The 18119-nt window shown below is 64.3% G+C and carries 13 protein-coding genes; 4 read left to right on the forward strand and 9 right to left on the reverse strand.

Annotated elements, in window-relative coordinates:
- Nucleotides 1-12: 12 nt before the first annotated feature.
- From AB6809_RS11735 to AB6809_RS11765, 7 genes are read right to left on the reverse strand one after another with little or no spacing between them, the layout of a single operon-like run.
- Complete coding sequence (locus AB6809_RS11735) at nucleotides 13-819, reverse strand: enoyl-CoA hydratase/isomerase family protein (protein WP_006046926.1); 807 nt, start codon at nucleotides 817-819, stop codon at nucleotides 13-15.
- 6 nt (nucleotides 820-825) lie between these two features.
- Complete coding sequence (locus tag AB6809_RS11740) at nucleotides 826-2406, reverse strand: AMP-binding protein (protein WP_029965697.1); 1581 nt, start codon at nucleotides 2404-2406, stop codon at nucleotides 826-828.
- On the reverse strand, nucleotides 2399-2932 hold the full coding sequence (locus tag AB6809_RS11745; protein WP_053859196.1) for a (2Fe-2S)-binding protein: 534 nt from the start codon (nucleotides 2930-2932) through the stop codon (nucleotides 2399-2401). Before AB6809_RS11745 ends, AB6809_RS11740 begins: the two co-directional genes overlap by 8 nt.
- The gene (locus AB6809_RS11750) at nucleotides 2929-3750 is read right to left on the reverse strand and encodes a xanthine dehydrogenase family protein subunit M (protein ID WP_029965701.1); all 822 of its coding nucleotides are present in this window, start codon (nucleotides 3748-3750) and stop codon (nucleotides 2929-2931) included. The genes AB6809_RS11745 and AB6809_RS11750 overlap by 4 nt, the downstream gene beginning before the upstream one ends.
- Entirely contained in the window at nucleotides 3747-6788 is a 3042-nt protein-coding gene (locus tag AB6809_RS11755) for a molybdopterin cofactor-binding domain-containing protein (protein WP_371026726.1), read from the reverse strand. The genes AB6809_RS11750 and AB6809_RS11755 overlap by 4 nt, the downstream gene beginning before the upstream one ends.
- Nucleotides 6789-6792: 4 nt before the next feature.
- A complete protein-coding gene (locus tag AB6809_RS11760) occupies nucleotides 6793-7407 on the reverse strand; it encodes a UbiX family flavin prenyltransferase (protein ID WP_006046921.1) in 615 nt (204 codons plus the stop codon).
- Nucleotides 7400-8860, reverse strand: coding sequence for a UbiD family decarboxylase (locus AB6809_RS11765; RefSeq protein WP_371026832.1), 1461 nt, complete (start codon nucleotides 8858-8860; stop codon nucleotides 7400-7402). Before AB6809_RS11765 ends, AB6809_RS11760 begins: the two co-directional genes overlap by 8 nt.
- Nucleotides 8861-9197: 337 nt before the next feature.
- Here AB6809_RS11765 and AB6809_RS11770 point away from each other — a divergent pair, with 337 nt between their 5' ends.
- Nucleotides 9198-10118, forward strand: a complete 921-nt coding sequence (locus AB6809_RS11770; RefSeq protein ID WP_029965707.1) for a LysR family transcriptional regulator — start codon at nucleotides 9198-9200, stop codon at nucleotides 10116-10118.
- 24 nt (nucleotides 10119-10142) lie between these two features.
- On the forward strand, nucleotides 10143-11594 hold the full coding sequence (locus tag AB6809_RS11775) for an aldehyde dehydrogenase family protein (protein WP_029965709.1): 1452 nt from the start codon (nucleotides 10143-10145) through the stop codon (nucleotides 11592-11594).
- Between the two features lie 168 nt (nucleotides 11595-11762).
- Here AB6809_RS11775 and AB6809_RS11780 read toward each other — a convergent pair whose 3' ends face one another.
- On the reverse strand, nucleotides 11763-12707 hold the full coding sequence (locus AB6809_RS11780) for an AraC family transcriptional regulator (protein WP_006046917.1): 945 nt from the start codon (nucleotides 12705-12707) through the stop codon (nucleotides 11763-11765).
- 185 nt (nucleotides 12708-12892) lie between these two features.
- Here AB6809_RS11780 and AB6809_RS11785 point away from each other — a divergent pair, with 185 nt between their 5' ends.
- Together AB6809_RS11785 and AB6809_RS11790 are read left to right on the forward strand one after the other, a co-directional pair.
- Nucleotides 12893-13354 (forward strand): (2Fe-2S)-binding protein, encoded by a 462-nt coding sequence (locus tag AB6809_RS11785; RefSeq protein ID WP_029965711.1) that lies wholly within the window; start codon nucleotides 12893-12895, stop codon nucleotides 13352-13354.
- A gap of 2 nt (nucleotides 13355-13356) precedes the next feature.
- Nucleotides 13357-15564 carry a xanthine dehydrogenase family protein molybdopterin-binding subunit gene (locus AB6809_RS11790; protein WP_029965712.1) on the forward strand — a complete coding sequence of 736 codons (2208 nt, stop codon included), beginning with the start codon at nucleotides 13357-13359 and terminating at the stop codon, nucleotides 15562-15564.
- A 241-nt stretch (nucleotides 15565-15805) separates the two neighbouring features.
- On the opposite strand, the gene AB6809_RS11795 is transcribed toward AB6809_RS11790, so the two are convergent.
- Nucleotides 15806-18046, reverse strand: coding sequence for a filamentous hemagglutinin N-terminal domain-containing protein (locus AB6809_RS11795; RefSeq protein ID WP_029965713.1), 2241 nt, complete (start codon nucleotides 18044-18046; stop codon nucleotides 15806-15808).
- Nucleotides 18047-18119: the final 73 nt, after the last annotated feature.

An 18119-nucleotide genomic window follows, 5' to 3' on the forward strand; every position in this document is an offset into this window, starting at 1 on the left:
AGTGCTTCGGGCCTAGCTGCCGCGAAACACCGGTTTGCGCTTGCCGTGGAAAGCCTCCACTCCCTCGCGGAAATCGTCCGACGCGCGCAGCCGGCTATAGCAATGCCCTTCGAGTTCGATCGCAATCGAGAGCGGCGAGTCTTCCGTATCGTTCAGCAGCTTCTTCGCGGTGCGTTGCGCGAGCGGCGAGAACGCGCGCAGTTCGTCGACAAGCGCATCGGTCGCCGACTCCAGTTCCGCATCGGCTACGCAGTCCACCGCGATGCCCCAGTCGTACGCCTGCTTGCCCGGGATGCGGCGCGAGCGCATCACGATGTCCTTCGTGCGGCCGATGCCGACCATCGACTGCAAACGCGCCGAGCCGCCCGAGCCGGGAATCTGGCCGAGCTTCTGCTCCGGCAGCGCATAAAACGTCGTATCGGTGACGATGCGGAAATCGCATGCCAGCGACAACTCGAAGCCCACGCCGAAGCAGAAGCCGCGATTCGCCGCGATCACCGGTTTCGAGCAGCGCGCGGGCGCCGCGATATTCCACGCGAGCTTCGATACGTGTTCCGGCGACGCTTCTAGAAAGCCCTTGATGTCGCCGCCGCTCGAGAAGTGCTCGCCCTTCGCGCGCACGACGATCACGCGCACGCGGTCGTCCTCGTCGAGGGCTTCGAACACGGCGCGCAACTGGTCGCGTGCGTGCATCGAAATGACGTTGAACGGCGGACGGTGCAGCACGATGTCCGCGCGCTCGCGCTGCGCGTCGATATCGACCGAGAAGCCGTCGAGGTCTTGCAGCAGCGTCTGGCCGCGATGGTTGAGATCGCTCATTGTGGGTTACTCCTTGGTGATTGTGGTTTCTGCAGGTCGTGCGGCCTGCGTATTCGAATCGGTCGTGTACTCGCCCGCTTGCAGCTTGCGGCGCAGAATCTTGCCGACCGGCGACTTCGGAATGTCGTCGACGAAAACGTAATCGCGCGGACGCTTGAAGTTGACGAGATCGGACTGGCGGCACCATGCATCGAGCGATTCCGAATCGATGTACTCGCGGCGCTTGATGAAAGCAACCACGCGCTGGCCCCAGCGCTCGTCCTTGACGCCTGCGACCGCGACTTCGTCGACGGCGGGATGCAGCGACAACACCGATTCGATATCCACCGGCGAGATGTTTTCTCCGCCGCTGATGATCATGTCGTCGACGCGGCCCGTCACATAGAGATCGCCGTCGCGATCGAGATAGCCTGTGTCTCCGGTGAAGTACCAGCCGTCGCGCAAGCTCTTCGCATCCGCGTCCGGACGATGCCAGTAGCCTTCGAAAGCTTCGTCGCCGAGCAGGTCCACGATGATCTGCCCTTCTTCGCCGGTGTCGGCGATCTCATCGGGAGAAAGGGCATCGAGCTTCACCACGCGCAGCCGCGTATTGATGCCCGCGCGGCCCGCGCTGCCGGGTTTCCTGGTCGCATCCTGATCGATGCTGAACGTGTAGACCTCGGACGAACCATAGTGGTTGACGAACAGCTCCGGCTCGAACGCGGCCGAGAGGCGCTTGAGCAGGCCGTCGTTCATCGGTGCGCCGGCGAAGCCGAGCTTTCTGACCGACGAGGTATCCGTGTTCGGAAACGCGCTGTCGGCAAGCAGATCGTGATAAAGCGTCGGGACCAGATAGAGGCAGGTGAGCGCGTGCTTCGAGATGCATTCGAGCGCGAGCTTCGCGTTCCAGCGCCGCACGCAGACGAAAAGGCCATCCACGAGCGCCATCGCGAGCAGCGAGCGCACGCCCATCGTGTGATAGAGCGGCATTACGCCGAGCGTGCGTTCGCCGCGCCGGTACAGGTTCTGCGCGACGTGCGCGAGCGCGCCCGCGCGTTCGTGCCGATGCCGCCGCGGCACGCCCTTCCCTTTGCCCGTCGTGCCCGATGTGTAGAGGATCAGCGAGATGTCGTCGGCGGTGGCGTGCGTCGTGTCGCTCGCAGCGCCGCTGCGCGTTCGTTCGACGATGAGCGTATCGAAGGCGGCGGTGCGGCCAGGAGCATCGTCGAGTCCGATACGCGGCACTTTTTGTGCGGCGGCGCTCTGCGCGACGGCACCCGCGCTGACGGGTTCGTAGACGATCGCCTTCGCTCCCGAGTCGGTCACGCAGTAGTCCAGTTCGTCCGGCTTCGCGCGCCAGTTGATCGGCACGATGACGATGCCTGCAAACTGTCCGGCCCAATGCAGCGTCGCCATTTCCCAGCGGTTTTGCAGCACGACGAGCAGCCGGTCGCCGCGTTGCAGGCCCAGTTCGCGCAGACCGTCGGCGACACTCAGGATCATGCGATGCCACTGCGCGTAGGTCAGCTGCACATCGCCATCGACGAGCGCGAGCGCGTGCGGGCTACGCTCGACGCTCTGCAGGAACGTGCGTCCGAGATCAAGCATGTTCGACCTCCGTCGTGCCTGCCTCGGCCCGGCGGCGCGCCGCAACGTCGAGCACCGCGGCCACGATGGGTGTGTAACCCGTACAGCGGCAGATATGACCCGACAGCATCTGCCGCACCTGCTCTTCGGATGGATTCGGCACGCGCCGCAGATAATCCGCGCACGACATCAAAATTCCCGCCGTGCAGAAGCCGCATTGCAGCGCGTGATGCCGCTGGAACGCCTGCTGAAGGTCGCCAAGCGTCTGATCGGGCGCGAGGCCCTCGACGGTATCGATACGCCGGCCATCGGCCTGCACGGCAAGCATCAGACACGAGCGCGCCGCGACGCCATCGACCTGCACGGTACATGCGCCGCATACGCCATGCTCGCAGCCGACGTGCGTGCCCGTCGCGCCGAGTTCGTGCCGAATGAAGTCCGACAGCAGTTCGCGCGGCTCGCAATGGCCGCTTCGTTCGCGGCCGTTCAGCGTCAGCGCGATCCGCTGCGCTTCGCCGTGCCGCATGATGGTGTCCGTCTTGCTCACTTTGCCTCCTCGATCACGCGCCATCCGAGTTGCCGCACCAGATTCCGGCGATATTTCGCGCCGATGTGCGCGTCGTCCTGTGCGTTCAGTTTCCAGCTCAAATCGTTCAGTGCACCGCGCAGGTCGTCGCCCTGCAGACGAGGCCATTGCTCAGTGACCGGCCGGTCCGCGACGCCGCCGACTGCGATACGGATCGACTCGTCGGTGACGACCGCAGCACACGCGACGATCGCAAAATCGCCGTGCCGCGCGGAGAATTCCGTGAACGCGTAGCGCTCGCCCGGGCGGCGCAGCGGAAAGCGCACCGCTTCAACAAGTTCATCCGGCTCGCGCGCGGTCATCAGCATTCCCTGAAAGAAGTCCTGCGCGGCGAGCGTGCGGCGCTTCCTTCGCGAGCGCAGCATCACGTCGCCGCCAAGCGCGGAAAGCACGAGTGGCAACTCCGCGCTCGGGTCCGCATGCGCGATCGAACCGCACACGGTCCCGCGATTGCGAATCTGGAAGTGCGAGATATGCGGGAAAGCCATCGCGAGCAGCGGCGCTTCGTCGGCGAGCGTGCTGCGCCATTCGACGCTGCCTTGCGTCGCCGCGGCGTTCACGACGAGATGCCCCGCTTGCGTGTCGACGCGCACGGCATCGAGTTCGGCAGTACGCGAGATGTCGATGAGCACCTTGGGCTGTGCGAGCCGCATATTGAGCACGGCCATCAGCGACTGGCCGCCTGCCAGCACGCGCGCGTCTTCGCCGTATTGCGCGAGCGCGTCGAGCGCGTCTTGCGTGGTCATCGCGCGCAGGTAATCGAACGGTGCGGGCTTCATGTGGGTCTCCTGAAACGGGCGAGGAGTCTTGCGATCCACGATCCGTGCGCTTCTACCGGCTTGCCCGCCGCCTGCCGTCCGAGCGATTCGAACAACTGCTTCAGCACGACCTTCGCAGCGCCTTCGAGCATGCGCGCGCCGACCGCGGCGACCTTGCCCGACACCTGGGCTTCGTAGTCGTACGTGAGCCGCGTGCCGCTGCCGTGCGGCGTCAGTTCGACGAGACCGTTGCCGCGCGCGCTGCCGAGCGGCGAGATGCCCGCACCCGCGAGACGCAGGCGACGCGGCGCCTCGATCTCCGACAAGCCGATACGCGCTTCGAAACGGGCCTTGATCATGCCGACGCCGACGGTCACGTCCGCGCGATACTGGTTCGGTGCCGTTTCTTCGAGCACGTGGCAGCCGGGAATAACGTTCGCCAGCGCCTTCGGATCGAGCAGCACGGCGAACACGGCTTCGGGCGTCGCGGGCAGATCGACCGCGCCCTGCGCCGTCAGCGCGCGTCCGCCGCCGGGCGTCGCGGGCTTCGTGGCAGGCGCTTCGCGATATTCCGGCCGCGACGGTTCGGGATCGTCGATGCCGATCATCGCCATCACTTTGGGCGGCGTGAGCGGCAAGCGAATGTCTTCGACACCGAGCGCATCCGCCACCGCATTCGCGATGCACGGCGGCGTGCTCATGTTGTTGCCTTCGCCGAGGCCCTTCGCGCCGAGCGGCGTGAAAGGCGAAGGCGTTTCCAGATGCACGATGAGCGGATCGGGCACTTCGCATGTCGTCGGCATCAGATAGTCGGCGAACGTGCCCGACTGGAAACTGCCGTCCGCGCCGTAGCGGAACTCTTCCATCAGCGCCGCGCCGACGCCTTGCGCGAACGCACCGCGAATCTGGCCATCGGCGAGTGCGGGGTTCAGGATGGTGCCGGCGTCGTGCACGGTCACATAGCGGTCGATGCGCACGCGTCCGGTCGTGCGATCCACTTCGACACCGCACATGTCGAATGCGAAGCCATACGCCGCCGATGTATTGATGCGGTCGTGCTCGTCGGGCGCATCCATGTGCGGCGGCGACCAGAACACGGTCTCGCGCAGGCCCGGCTCTTCGCCTTCGGGCAAGAGCGCGGGCGCCCAGTGCGGCGCATTGCTCGCTGCGCGCGCGAACGGCAACGCGCGGTCGGCGGCGTCGCGCGGATAGACGCGCCCGCCTTCGAAGCGCACGTCGTTCGCCGCGCAGTCGAACTGCCTGGCGAGCACGCGCGCGAGTTTGTCGCGCACGCGCGTCGCGGCGAGATGCACGGTGCCTGCCACCGCGCCCGCGAAGCGGCTCGAATAATTGCCCGCCGCGACCGACCAGGCGTCCTTGTGGGTATCGAACTCGACATTGACGACGATGTCCTTCGGATCGAGCCCGAGCACGTCGGCGACGACTTGCGCGCACACCGTCATGTGGCCCTGGCCTGCGGGCGTCGACGCGATGGTCACCACCACGCCCCCGAGCAGATCGACGCTGACCGTCGCGCTCGCGATCGCGCCGTTCTTCGGTCCGGCTTTTTTGCGCGCGTCGGCGGGCATCACAGTCGTGATATAGCCCATGTTGGAGACCGACGGCTCCACGATCGCCGCGAAGCCTATGCCATAGAACCGCCCTGCGCGTCGCGCGGCGTCGCGGCGCGCGACGAGTTCGTGGTATCCGCCATCGTCGATCGAACGGCGCAGCGCTTCCTGATAGTTGCCCGAATCGAGCAGCGCGCCCGCTGCCGCGCGATACGGGAAGGCATCGGCGGGAACGAAGTTGCGGCGATAGACGTCGAGCACATCGAGCTTCAACTCGATGGCGATGCGCTGGATCAGCCGCTCCAGCGCGAAGTACACCTGCGGTCCGCCGAAGCCGCGCACGAGTCCGGTCGGCGTCTTGTTGGTCAACACGACGCGGTTGCGCACGAGCAGATTCGGGATGGCGTACGCGCCCGTCAGACAGCCGTGCATCCGGTAAAACGTCGCGGGCTCGGGCGCGCGCACGTAGCCGCCGACGTCTTCCAGTTGATCGTAGGACAGCGCGACGATGCGGCCATCCGCTTCGACCGCCGCTTCTATCGTCGAGAGGCGCGCGGTCGCCGATGTGGCCGCGCTCAAATGCTCGAGCCGGTCCTCGACCCATTTCACCGGCGCGCCCGCCTTGCGCGACGCGAGGCACATCAGCACCACGTACGGAAACACGGCCTGCTTCACGCCGAAACTGCCGCCGGAATCGCGCGGTGCCTTATGACGCAGACGATTGGCGGGCACGTTCAACGCCATCGCCATGACGGCGTGCAGCGAGAACGGTCCCATGAAATTCGACGTGACGTCGTAGCCTTCATCGCCGGAAAGGTACTCGGCGATGACTACGCCGCACTCGATCGGCGCACAGGTATTGCGCGGATAATGCGCGACCAGCTTCGCGCGATGCGGCGCGCGTTCGAATGCCGCTTCGGGCTCGCCGTAGCGGAAGTGCCGGTCGCTGATGACGTTGCTGCCCACGCGTTCGTGTAGCGCGGGGCCTTCGTTGCTCGCGGCCTGTTCGATCGACGTCACGGGATCGAGCATCGCATAGTCGACCTTGATGAGATCGAGCGCGTCTTCGGCGAGCGCACGCGATTCCGCCATCACGACCGCGACCGGCTCGCCGACGTAGCGCACGCGGTCCATCGCGAGCGCCCACTGCTCCATTGGCGACTTCACGCCGACGACGAAGGGACGCGACCACGCACGCAGATCGTCGCGCGTTAGCACGGCGCGCACGCCGGCGACTTTGGCTGCGGCTTGCGTATCGATCGACAGGATCTCCGCGTGCGCGTGCGGCGAACGCAGAATCGCGGCGTGCAGCGTGCCCGGCTTCACAGCGATGTCGTCGCCATAGCGACCGCGGCCTGTCAGGATCGCAGGGTCTTCGAGGCGCTGCATCGAGCGCCCGATGTGACGCCGCGGTGTGCTCGCGTCGCGCGTCCCGTTGTCGGCGACACGCGCGTTTATGTCGGCAAATGCGGTTTCGCGCTGATTCATGACGTTACTCCTCACGCGCGGCGCGGCCGCCGAATTCGTCGGCAAGACCGTTCCAGCGGCGCGCAATTTCCTCATGGTCGATACCGAACAGATCGAGAATGCGCCCGACCGTGTGATCGACCACGTCCTCGATGGTCTGCGGATGCGCATAGAACGCGGGCACCGGCGGCATCACGATCGCGCCCATTTCGGTGGCGAGCGTCATGTTGCGCAGATGCGCGAGATTGAGCGGCGTTTCGCGCGCGACCAGCACGAGGCGGCGGCGCTCCTTGAGCATCACATCGGCCGCGCGGGTGAGCAGGTTGTCCGCGAAGCCGTTCGCGACACTCGCAAGCGTTTTCATCGAACACGGGGCGATCACCATGCCTTCGGTCAGAAACGATCCGCTCGCGACCGCGGCGCCAATGTCGCGTACGTTGTGCACGACGTCGGCGAGCGCGTCGATGTCGCCGCGCGCGAGGCCGAGTTCCTGCGCCGCCGTCACCGCGCCGGAAGCGGACACGACCAGATGCGTTTCGTGCGTGCCGAGGCGGCGCAACGCGGCGAGCAGGCGCACGCCGATCACAGCGCCGCTCGCACCCGAAATACCGACGACGATGCGCTTCTTGCGTTCAGTCATGATCGCGCGACAAGTAGGCGTCGAACGCGCTGTTGTCAGCGGCGACGAGTGTGTGCAGATCCACCGAGTCTTGCCCCGGAATGCGCACGCGTGTGAACACATGCGCGGGATACACGACGGGGCGCGTCGCATCGAGGCCCATCTTTGCGCTCACGCCTTGCAGATGCGACGGCGCGTCGTCGGGCTGGCCGACTGTCGTGGACGGATCGAGCGGCGAACCCTGCGCGCCTTCGATCACGACGAGATCGCGGTCGGCCTGGAAGCGCGTCGCGATGGCCCATTCGATTTCGGCGGGATCGTGCACGTTCACATCGGTATCGACAACGACGACCTGCTTGATGTCGTAATGCGCGCCGAACGCGCACAGAATGACGTTCTTCGCTTCGCCTTCGCGCTTCTTGTCGAACTGCACCCACAGGTGATAGCGGCACACGCCGCCGACAGACAGATGAACGTCCTTCACCGCCGGATGGCTGCGCTGCAGATGCGCGAGCAGCGTTGCTTCGCGCGGAATTGCGCCCAGCAGCAGATGCTCCATTTCCGCGGGCACGATCGTATGAAAGATCGGATCACGCCGATGCGTCACCGCGGTCACCTCGATGACTTCGCGCGCTTCCCTCGCGCTGTAGTACTTCGGAAACTCGCCGAACGGGCCTTCCGGCTCGCGGACGTTCGGCAGAATCCGCCCTTCGATGACGATCTCCGCAAACGCCGGCACGTGCACACCATTCGTCACACATTGCGCGACCGGCAGCGGCGCACCATGCAGCGCGCCCGCAATTTCCAGCTCGTCATGATCGATGGGTGTGATCGCTTGCGACGCAAGCATCGTGAGCGGATCGACACCGATCGCGATTGCCACGTCGAGCGCGTCGCCTGCGGCTTCTGCCTCGCGATGAAATGCGTAGAGATGCCGCGGCAGCAGCAGGATCGCCATGCGATTCTGGCCATGCACCTGAATGCGGTTGATCGAAACGTTCTGCACGCCGGTGAGCGGATTGCGCGCGATCACGAGGCCCGCCGTAAGGTAGGGGCCGTTGTCGTACTCGCTGTGCGTGGGAATCGGCAGCAGCGCGTGAAGATCGATGCCGCTCGTATGCACCACTTGCTGACACGGCGCCTCTTCACGTCCGACGAGTTTCGATTCGAGCGGCGCGGCGGCCGCAGCGGAGAAACGCGCGAGCAACGCGGATTCGTCGACGCCCATCGCTTCCGCGATCCACGCACGCTTCGACATGAAACCGCTGACGACGGGCACCGCATGGCCGCCCGGCTGCGTGAAGAAGGCCGCCTGCGTGCCGTCCAGGCACTTGGCGATCGCGGCGAGTTCGTGCTCGAGCGCAACGGGCTTGTCGATCGCCGCGACGCGGCCGCTCCGACTCAGATGTGCAAGCCAGTGACGCAAGGTGCGCGCAGGCCCGACGTCGTTCGCCGGGGCGCCCAGGGACGTCATCGGCGAGCTTTCGCGTGAATTCATTTTGAGTCTCTCTCCATTGCTGCCGGCCTCGGAGGTGCTAACACCGGCAGATTGAAGAGCAGAATATCGACGCCACGGTATAAGCGATAATATTAATTTTTGAACCTAGGCATCAGAAGTACTGATGTCCGTACGGATACTGATGCAAGACAGTCCCCGTTTTGATACCAAGTAAAAAAGGGAAGACGGACCGGGCTTTTGATACGCGCCAACGGTACGAATCGCAGTACACCGGCAAACATGTTGATACCTCGACTCATCGCGTATCAGCGCATATGATTGGCGAAACAGGTATCACGACGAGCGCTGCCCAATGGATCTCAAACAAATTCAGTACTTCATCGCTCTCTTCGAAGACGGATCGGTAACTCGTGCGGCCAAACGGCTAAACATAGTTCAACCGGCTTTGAGCATGCAGATCGCCAAGCTCGAAGACGAGTTGAAGCAGACCTTGTTCGAGCGCGGCGCACATGGAATGACTCCAACTGCTGCCGGTCGTTTGATGTATCGCCTTTATTTGCCGATCATGCGCGATCTCAAGCAAGCGCAGACACAACTGATGCAGCGCGATGAGGTCGTCTCTGGACACGTTTCCCTGGGACTGATTGCGTCTGTCAGCGAGAGCGTGCTTGCGGATGCGCTTTCGCGCTTTCACGAGCAGTACCCGCACGTCGAAGTAACGGTAGCCGACGGCTACAGTGCGACTTTTATCGATCTCGTGACAGGCGGACAGCTTGAAGCCGCGTTGATCAACCGGCCACGCGCCCGCTTATCTCTTGACTCGGAGCCATTGCTGGACGAAGAAATGGTGTTGGCAACCGGCGTGAATGGCGGACCCACATTGCCGCCCGTCATTGAGCTCGCACAAGTGCAGGAACTGGATCTTGTGTTGCCGACAAAACGTCACGGCTTGCGCGGCGTGCTCGACGCGGCCGCGCAATCCGCAGACGTGCTTCTGGCGCCCCGTTTCGAGATCGATGTTCTGAGCGCCATCGTCAAGCTCGTCGAAAACACCGGGTTCGCCACGATTCTTCCTCGCATCGTGGTCGAACGTTCGGTGCAGCGCGGCACCATGCGCGCGCATCCGATCCTTGCGCCGCGAATCGTGCGGCACATCGTGCGAATCAGTCACCCTCGCCGTCCGATAAGTGCTGCTACGGAAGCGCTAACAGCGATCATTGCCGACGAACTACGGAAGGTATCGGCCGGCGCATCCGACACTGTCGATTCTTAACAACCACGCCCACTGGATAGTTAAATGGAAAGAGACGCTATGAATTGGATCGCCGGCGAATGGGCCGGCAAGCCCGTGCTCGCAAGCTCCGATCCTTCGAACGGAGAGACGCTCGGCCGGTTCGTCAGCTCGAACACGCAAGACGCGGACGCCGCCGTCGCGGCTGCCCGCCATACGTTCGATCACACAACGTGGGCACAGGATGCCCGTCGACGTCAGGATGTTCTGCTTCGCTGGGCGCAAGCTCTCGAGTTGTCGGTGGAACCGCTAGCGGAATTGCTGACGCGTGAAAACGGCAAGACTATTGGGCAGGCGCGAGGAGAAATACGCGCCGCGATTTCCGAAGTGCGCTACTACGCGGGACTCGCGCGCCACATTGCCGGTCACGTCATCGAGCCCGAGCCAGGCACCATCTCGACGATGTTGCGCGAGGCCGCCGGCGTTGCTGCGATCATCGTGCCGTGGAACGCTCCCGCCCTGCTGCTCGTGCGGTCCCTTGCGCCCGCCCTCGCTGCCGGATGCACGGCCATCGTCAAGCCGGCTGCCCAGACGTCATTGATCACCGCGGCAATGATCCGTTGTCTCGACCAGCCGGCGCTTCCCGCCGGTGCTGTCAATCTGCTTCTCGAAAACGGCGCAGAAGCCGCTGCGCGACTGGTCGAGTCCGCCGATGTCGATGTGATCAGCTTTACGGGTTCGACGGAAGTCGGCAAGCGAATCATGCGCGCCGCTGCAGACAGCATGAAGCGATTGTCGCTTGAGCTAGGCGGCAAATCGTGTTGTCTCGTCTTCGAGGACAGCGACGTTAAGGCCATTGCACCTCGTCTTGCCCGGGCCGCGACCATCATCTCCGGACAACAATGCACCGCTGCACGGCGAATACTCGTGCATGTGTCAAAGGCGGACCAAATGCGAGACGAACTCGTCAAAGCACTCGCAAGCCTCAAGGTTGGCCCAGGGATCGATCCAGCTTCCGACATTGGCGCGCTGATCGATGTTGCGTCCCGCGACGCCGTCCAGACCACGGTTGAACGAGCGTGTGACCTTGCAGATCGCGTGCTCTTGCGCGGGACTTCGAGCGGACCGGGCGCCTTTCTGTCACCGACACTGGTCGAGCACGGAGATCCTCACGCCTTCTTTTGCCAGGACGAGATCTTTGGCCCGTTCGTCACGTTAGAGACCTTTGAGACCGAAAAGGAAGCCGTTGAAAAGGCAAACAACACCGTTTTTGGCCTGTCCGCGAGCGTGTGGACCCACGACTCGGCTCGGGCTTTCCGGATTGCGCGTGCGCTGCGTGATGGGACCGTCTGGATCAACGACCACAACAGGTTGTTCGCAGAGGCCGAAACTGGCGGCTATCGGCAGAGCGGACTGGGCCGGTTGCACGGCTATGACGCGCTAGCGGACTTCACGGAGATCAAGCATATCTGTGTCGGTGCAGGAGTCCTGGAAGGCATCGAAGTGCTTGGCTCGTGACGGAATCAGATAACCGTTGACCTCGATTGCAAAAAACGCGATGGCTCAATCAGAACACGGCACGTAAATATGGGTCCCGCGTGCATCAGGGTGGGCGGGCTTAAGGGAATGCGTGACGGTCTGGATCTACCTGCTTTTCCAATACGGACGGACTCAGCCGTCGCCAGCCTACTCTCCGAACCCCACCATGTTCCGGCGCCTTAGCTGCGCCACATCGCGAAGTGGAGGCGCCCCAAACAACCGGCTATATTCGCGGCTGAATTGGGAAGGGCTGTCATACCCGACCCTGATCGCCACCGACCCAACATCGCCGTTCTGCCCAAGTAACATTCTCCGGGCCTCTTGCAGTCGCAACTGTTTCTGGTATTGCAGCGGGCTCAGCGTCGTGACGTTCTTGAAGTGGTGATGGAGCGACGACACGCTCATGTTCACGTGCTGCGCGAGCATCTCCATCCGCAAAACCTCGGTGTAGTGATTCTGGATCCACTCAATCGCCCGCGCGATCCGGTTCGTCGGACTCCCGTTGACGGCGATATGCCGCAGCCGCTTGCCCTGCTCGCTTGTCATCAGCCGATAGAGCAGCTCCTTCACGATAAGCGGCGCGAGAACCGGGATGTCATTCGGAGTATCGAGCAATCGCGCGAGCCGCAGCGCCGCATCGAAAACCGGCGCCGACAGCGAGCCGACCGCGATGCCTTCGCCCGCCGACGCGGCGCCCGGTTCCGGCAGACGCACTTGCGTCGCCAGTTCGGCGATGCACTGCGGATCGAGTGCGAGCTTCACGCACAGGTACGGCGCGTCGGACGACGCTCGCGTGACCCGCGACGTCATCGGCAGATCGACGGACGTCACGAGGCAATGCAGATGATCGTAGTCGTAAGCCTGCCCTCCGACCACGACCCGCTTGGCGCCTTGCGCCGCGAATACCAACGCGGGGCTCGCCACGCCGCAGCCGAGATCGACGGGCGTGGAGTACCGGTAGAACGCCAGCGAGGGAATCGCCGTCTGATGCGCGCCGTCCACGGGCGCGAAGCGGCTGACGAGCGCGGCCAGCTCGCGGCGTGCCGTTTCGCGCGACGCCGAAGCATCCAGCCAGGAAGAATTCTGTTTCATGCGCGTTGAGCTCCGTTGACGGAACCGAGCATAACCAGGCGCTGCCGCGCAACGAGGGTTGTGCTGCTCCATTTGCAGCATTGTTCAATAATTTTGCAGGATTGTGTAAGCGCAACGGCACGCACTCGGTCACACTGCCGCGTACACCCGGCGCCAAGTTCGGGCCTTCCCCACGGAGAGGTTCCATGTCCACATCGTTTGTCCTGAACGGCAAGAACGTTACGCTCGATGCCGATCCCACAACCCCGCTTCTCTGGGCGATTCGCGAGAACGCGGGTCTGCACGGCACGAAGTTCGGCTGCGGCATGGCGCAATGCGGCGCCTGCACGGTTCATCTGGAAGGCGAAGCCACGCGTTCGTGCGTGCTGCCGCTCGCCGCCGTCGCGGGTAAGCGCATCACGACTATCGAAGGTATCGAAAGCCGGCCCGCGAAAGCGATCCAGGCTGCATGGGTCAAGCTGCAGGTGCCGCAGTGCGGATACTGTCAGTCTGGTCAGATCATGTCCGCGACCGCCTTGCTCGAACGCAACACCACGCCCACCGACGCCGACATCGACGCCGCGATGAACGGCAATCTGTGCCGCTGCGCGACCTACGCCCGCATACGCGCGGCCATTCACGAAGCCGCCGCCACCCTGAAGGCCTGACCATGACGACCGATCTCGATCTCCCGGATGCCGTGCGCCCGTCGCGCCGGACCTTCCTCAAAGCAGCCGGCGCAGTCGCGGCAGTCGGCCTCACCATCGGCTTCGAATGGGCGGGTACGGGCCGCCGCGCGCTCGCCGCCACGGCGCCCGAGGCGGCGTTCGCACCCAACGCCTTCCTGCGCGTCGCGCCGGACAACAGCGTGACCGTCATCGCGAAGCACGTCGAGATGGGCCAGGGCGCGTACACCGGCATCGCGACGATCGTCGCCGAGGAACTGGATGCGAACTGGCAGGACGTCCGCGTCGAAAGCGCCCCCGCCGACGCGAAGCGCTACGCGAATCTCGCGTTCGGCATGCAGGGCACGGGCGGCAGTTCGGCGATGGCCAACTCGTGGATGCAATTGCGCGAAGCCGGAGCGAAAGCGCGCGCGATGCTGGTCTCCGCCGCCGCCGCGCAGTGGCGGACGCCCGCGTCCGAGCTGACGACGCGCCACGGCAGCGTTCATCACGCGGCCACGAACCGGACCGCGACCTACGGCTCGCTCGCGTCGGCCGCGGCCCGGCTACCGGTGCCGGACAAGGTCGCGCTCAAATCGCCAAAAGACTTTCGTTTGATCGGCCACCAGGCGCCGCGCGTCGACGTCCCTCCGAAAACCGACGGCACCGCGCAGTTCACGCTCGACGTGACGTTTCCCGGCATGCTGGTCGCGTTGCTGCAGCGTCCGCCTCTCTTCGGCGCGACGGTCAGATCGTTCGACGCGTCGGCTGCGAAAGCCGTGCCGGGCGTGGTTTCGGTCGTGCAGGTGCCGGGCGGCGTAGCGGTGGTCGCGAAGGGCTTCTGGGCGGCCAAGCAGGGCCGCGACGCCCTGAAGATCGAATGGGACGATTCGAAGGCCGAGAAGCGCAGCTCGGACGCGATCATGGCCGAATACCGGCAGCTCGCCGAACAGCCCGGCGCATCCGCCCGCAAGGACGGCGATGCGACGCAGGCGCTCGCGGGCGCAGCGAAGAAGATCTCCGCCACCTACTCGTTCCCCTACCTTGCTCACGCGCCGATGGAGCCGCTCGACGCCGTCGTCAAGCTCACCGCCGATAGCTGCGAGATCTGGGCCGGCGACCAGTTCCAGACCGTCGACCAGGGCAATGCCGCGCGCACGGCGGGGCTCGACCCGCAGCAGGTCAAGATTCACACGCTGTATGCGGGCGGCAGCTTCGGGCGGCGTGCGAACGCGCGGTCGGACTATATCGTCGAGGCCGTGTCGATCGCCAGGGCGCTGGGCGCGAACGGCACGCCCGTCAAACTGCAGTGGACCCGCGAGGACGACATCCACGGCGGCTTCTACCGGCCGATGTACTTCCACAAGCTCGACGCGGGCCTGAGCGCGGACGGCAAGCTGGTCGGCTGGCGGCACAGGATCGTCGGCCAGTCGATCCTCGGCGGCACGCCGTTCGCGAGCGCCATGATCAAGAACGGCATCGACGCGACCTCCGTCGAGGGAGCCGCCAACATGGCATACGCGATTCCGAACATCTCGGTCGAACTGACGACCACGCAGACCGGCGTGCCGGTGCTGTGGTGGCGGGTGGTCGGCAGCTCGCACACGGCGTTCGCGGTCGAGGCGTTCATTGACGAAGCCGCCCATGCAGCAGGCAAGGACCCGTTCGTGTTCCGCCGCGATCTGCTCGCGCACGAACCGCGCATGCGGGCCGTGCTCGAACTCGCCGCGCGAAAAGCGGGCTGGGACCCGGCCAAACCGTTGCCGAAAGGCCGCGGACGCGGCATCGCGGTGGCCGAGGCGTTCAAGACGTTCGTCGCGCAGGTTGCGGAAGTCTCCGTCGACAAGGACGGTAACGTGAAGATAGAGCGTGTCGTCTGCGCGGTGGATTGCGGTACGCCCATCAATCCCGACATCATCGCTGCACAGATGGAAGGCGGGATCGGCTTCGGTCTCGGCGCGGTGTTGCACAGCGCGATCACGCTGAAGGACGGCAAGGTCGAGCAGAACAACTTCGACGGCTACCAGGTACTGCGAATCGCCGAGATGCCCAAGGTCGAAGTGCATATCGTGCCCTCGGGCGAGGCGCCCACGGGTGTCGGCGAGCCGGGTGTCGCGCCGGTCGGACCCGCGGTCGCGAATGCGATTTTTGCAGCCACCGGCGAACGGCTTCACAGCTTGCCGTTTCCGGCCGCTGCGAAGAAAAGCGCCTGACGGTCGATTCTTCCGCCCCTTTGGTGCCGAATGTTCGGCCTGTCCTACGTGAAGGTGAGGTCGCGAACGGTTCCATACGTGGATCCGTTCGTGCCTCGCTCAAAGGGGGGTTGGAAAATCAGGCGGTAGCGTCGCTGAATGCACCGTTGACGAACGATGAGCGCGTCGAACAGCGTCGCGGTATCGGTCGCACCTTGGGACTCGCCGGAGGGCGCCGACGGCTGGCGGCATCGATCAAACTTCAATGTTCGACTTGCCAGCGCAGCACCGGATGCGTCGCGCCGGCCGGCATCGCCCACGCGCCATCGCTGCCGAAGTTCCAGCCCACGAAGCTCTTTGGGTCGCTCATCTGCGCAGTGGTCAGTCCGTTCGAAGCGGGCAGATTCCCGCCGCTCTGGGCCTCTCCTGTCGTTTCGGTATTCCAGTACACGTCGCTGCCAAGACCGGTGCAAGATATGCAGACGCCACCGCGCAGGGTTGAGTAGACGCCGCCTGTCGCGAACGCCTCCGATACCGTTCCGCTGTTGTCGTGTACAAGCCCGGCGGATGAGCCACGCGACGCAACCGCGTACACGATGCCAGTAGCGTAGGACTGCGATATCGTTCCCTGATTGTCATAGACCAGACCGCCACCTGCGCTGCCGTGGTAGACCCTGGCACTGCTTCCGGAACGCCCGATCGTTCCATAATTGGTGCCGACGAGGCCGCCCATCGACGTGGTCGAGAAATTGGACTGCGGGCCGATGACGCCCGACGTAAACGTATTCATAATTTTGCCGTGATTGCTCATGGCAAGAATGCCGGCGAACAGTCCGGACGGTAGTGAATATCCCGCTGACGCGTTGAGGAGGCTGACGTCGCGCACTACGGCGTTTGCGGCAACATCACTGATGAACGAGATGTCTGGATGGAGATTCGACACGCTATGCCACATGCCGTCGAACTGCCCGGTGAACGCAGTCTTGCTCGCGAAGCCGAGCGTCTTGAACGCGTAACCCGTCGCGTCGATGTCGTGGCCGAGCGCGTAGTTGCCGTTCATATCGCTCTCGATGCTCTGAAGATCCTGCGCCGTATTGACCAGCTTGTAGCCGGTGATCTGCGTAACCAGTCCACTGTAGTCGGGCGCCACCCACGCACTGTTCGCGAGCAGGGTGCCGGGCGAATAACTGCCGTTCATGTCATACAGCGCGCTCACCGTGCCGGTGCTTCGCGACCAGTCGATCGTGCCGTTGTTCGTAAGGCTGCCGCCATTGTTCACGCTCGCCGCGTCCGTGCGCAGTGTCAGCGCGCCGCTGCCCTGGTTGCTCAACGTGACGCCCGGGCTGACTGTCAGGCTATGCGCCGTGTTCAGCGCGAGCGATGCGCCGCCGGTCCATTGAATGCTTTGATCAGCAACGAGGTCGCCGCTCTGGCCGTTCGCGCCGGTGGTCGTCATCGAAATGGATGTGCCGTCGTTGAGGCTTCGCGTGAAGGAGCGCGATGCGCCGTTGTCGAACGTGTAGGTGGGCAGCCTGACGTTCCACTGACCCGCCACGACCTTCGCGAAGTCGCCCCAGAAGGTGAAGAGCCCCGTGTCCATATCGACCGTGCCGCCTTTGCCGTCCGCGTTCTTCGCGGCGATGTTGCCCGCGAGAATCACCTGTCCTCTCGGACCGGCGACGAGCCACACGTGACCGTCGCGCAAAGCGGTGCCGGTCGCGCGCAAGACGTCGGCGTTGCCGGCGAGCGCGTAGATGTTGCCATCGACGGCCTGAAGGTTCACCTGCGCCGCTTCCACTGCACCCGTGTTGACGATCGCGCCGCCGCTCGCCGTCTGCACGAACATCTGTTGCGAACTCGACGAGTCCTGCAAGAGCACCTTGTTGCCTACCGCGATCTCGGCGGTGCCGTTCGGCGCGCTGATGTTGCCGTAGTTGTCGACTTCGCTCGCCGCAATAAGCAGCACATCGCCGTTGGTCGACCCAATGTTGCCGAGATTCACCACGCGCTGCGTCGACTGACCGGAAAACGTGAGAGGACCGCCGGCCATAAACGATTCGTTGTCGGTGTCGAGTGTCGAGGCAACGAAGCGCCCGCCTGTTGTGATTACGCCCTGCTGACCGACCACCACGCCTTGCGGGTTGATCAGGTAGACACTGCCCGTTGCGTTGAGCTTGCCGAGAATCATCGACGGCGTGCCGCCTGTTACGCGATTGAGCGTCGCGCCCGCGCCGTTGTCGATGTTGACGGTATTGGTCTTGCCGATCGAGAAACTGTTCCAGTTAATCACGCCGCGCGATGAGCCCGGTTGCGTGACGGTCAGTGTATTGCCGGAAGTCGAGATGGAGCCGCTGCCGCTTACGTAGGCGCCGCCTTGCGGCAGGACGCCGGCGGCGAGCACCGGCGCGGCGCACGAAAGACCTAGAAGGCAGACGACGACGGAGACAGCAGGCAGCCTGCGCGCACCATCGGGCGCGAGCAGCGACGATGTATTGAGCGGCATATTTTCCTTTCCCGCAAAAGGATTGGGATGCCACTCGGCCCAGCGGGGTGTTTCAGGGTGTGGCCTTCAAAGC

This window comes from Paraburkholderia sp. RCC_158 (assembly GCF_041355255.1).
In the GTDB taxonomy this organism is placed as follows: domain Bacteria; phylum Pseudomonadota; class Gammaproteobacteria; order Burkholderiales; family Burkholderiaceae; genus Paraburkholderia; species Paraburkholderia graminis.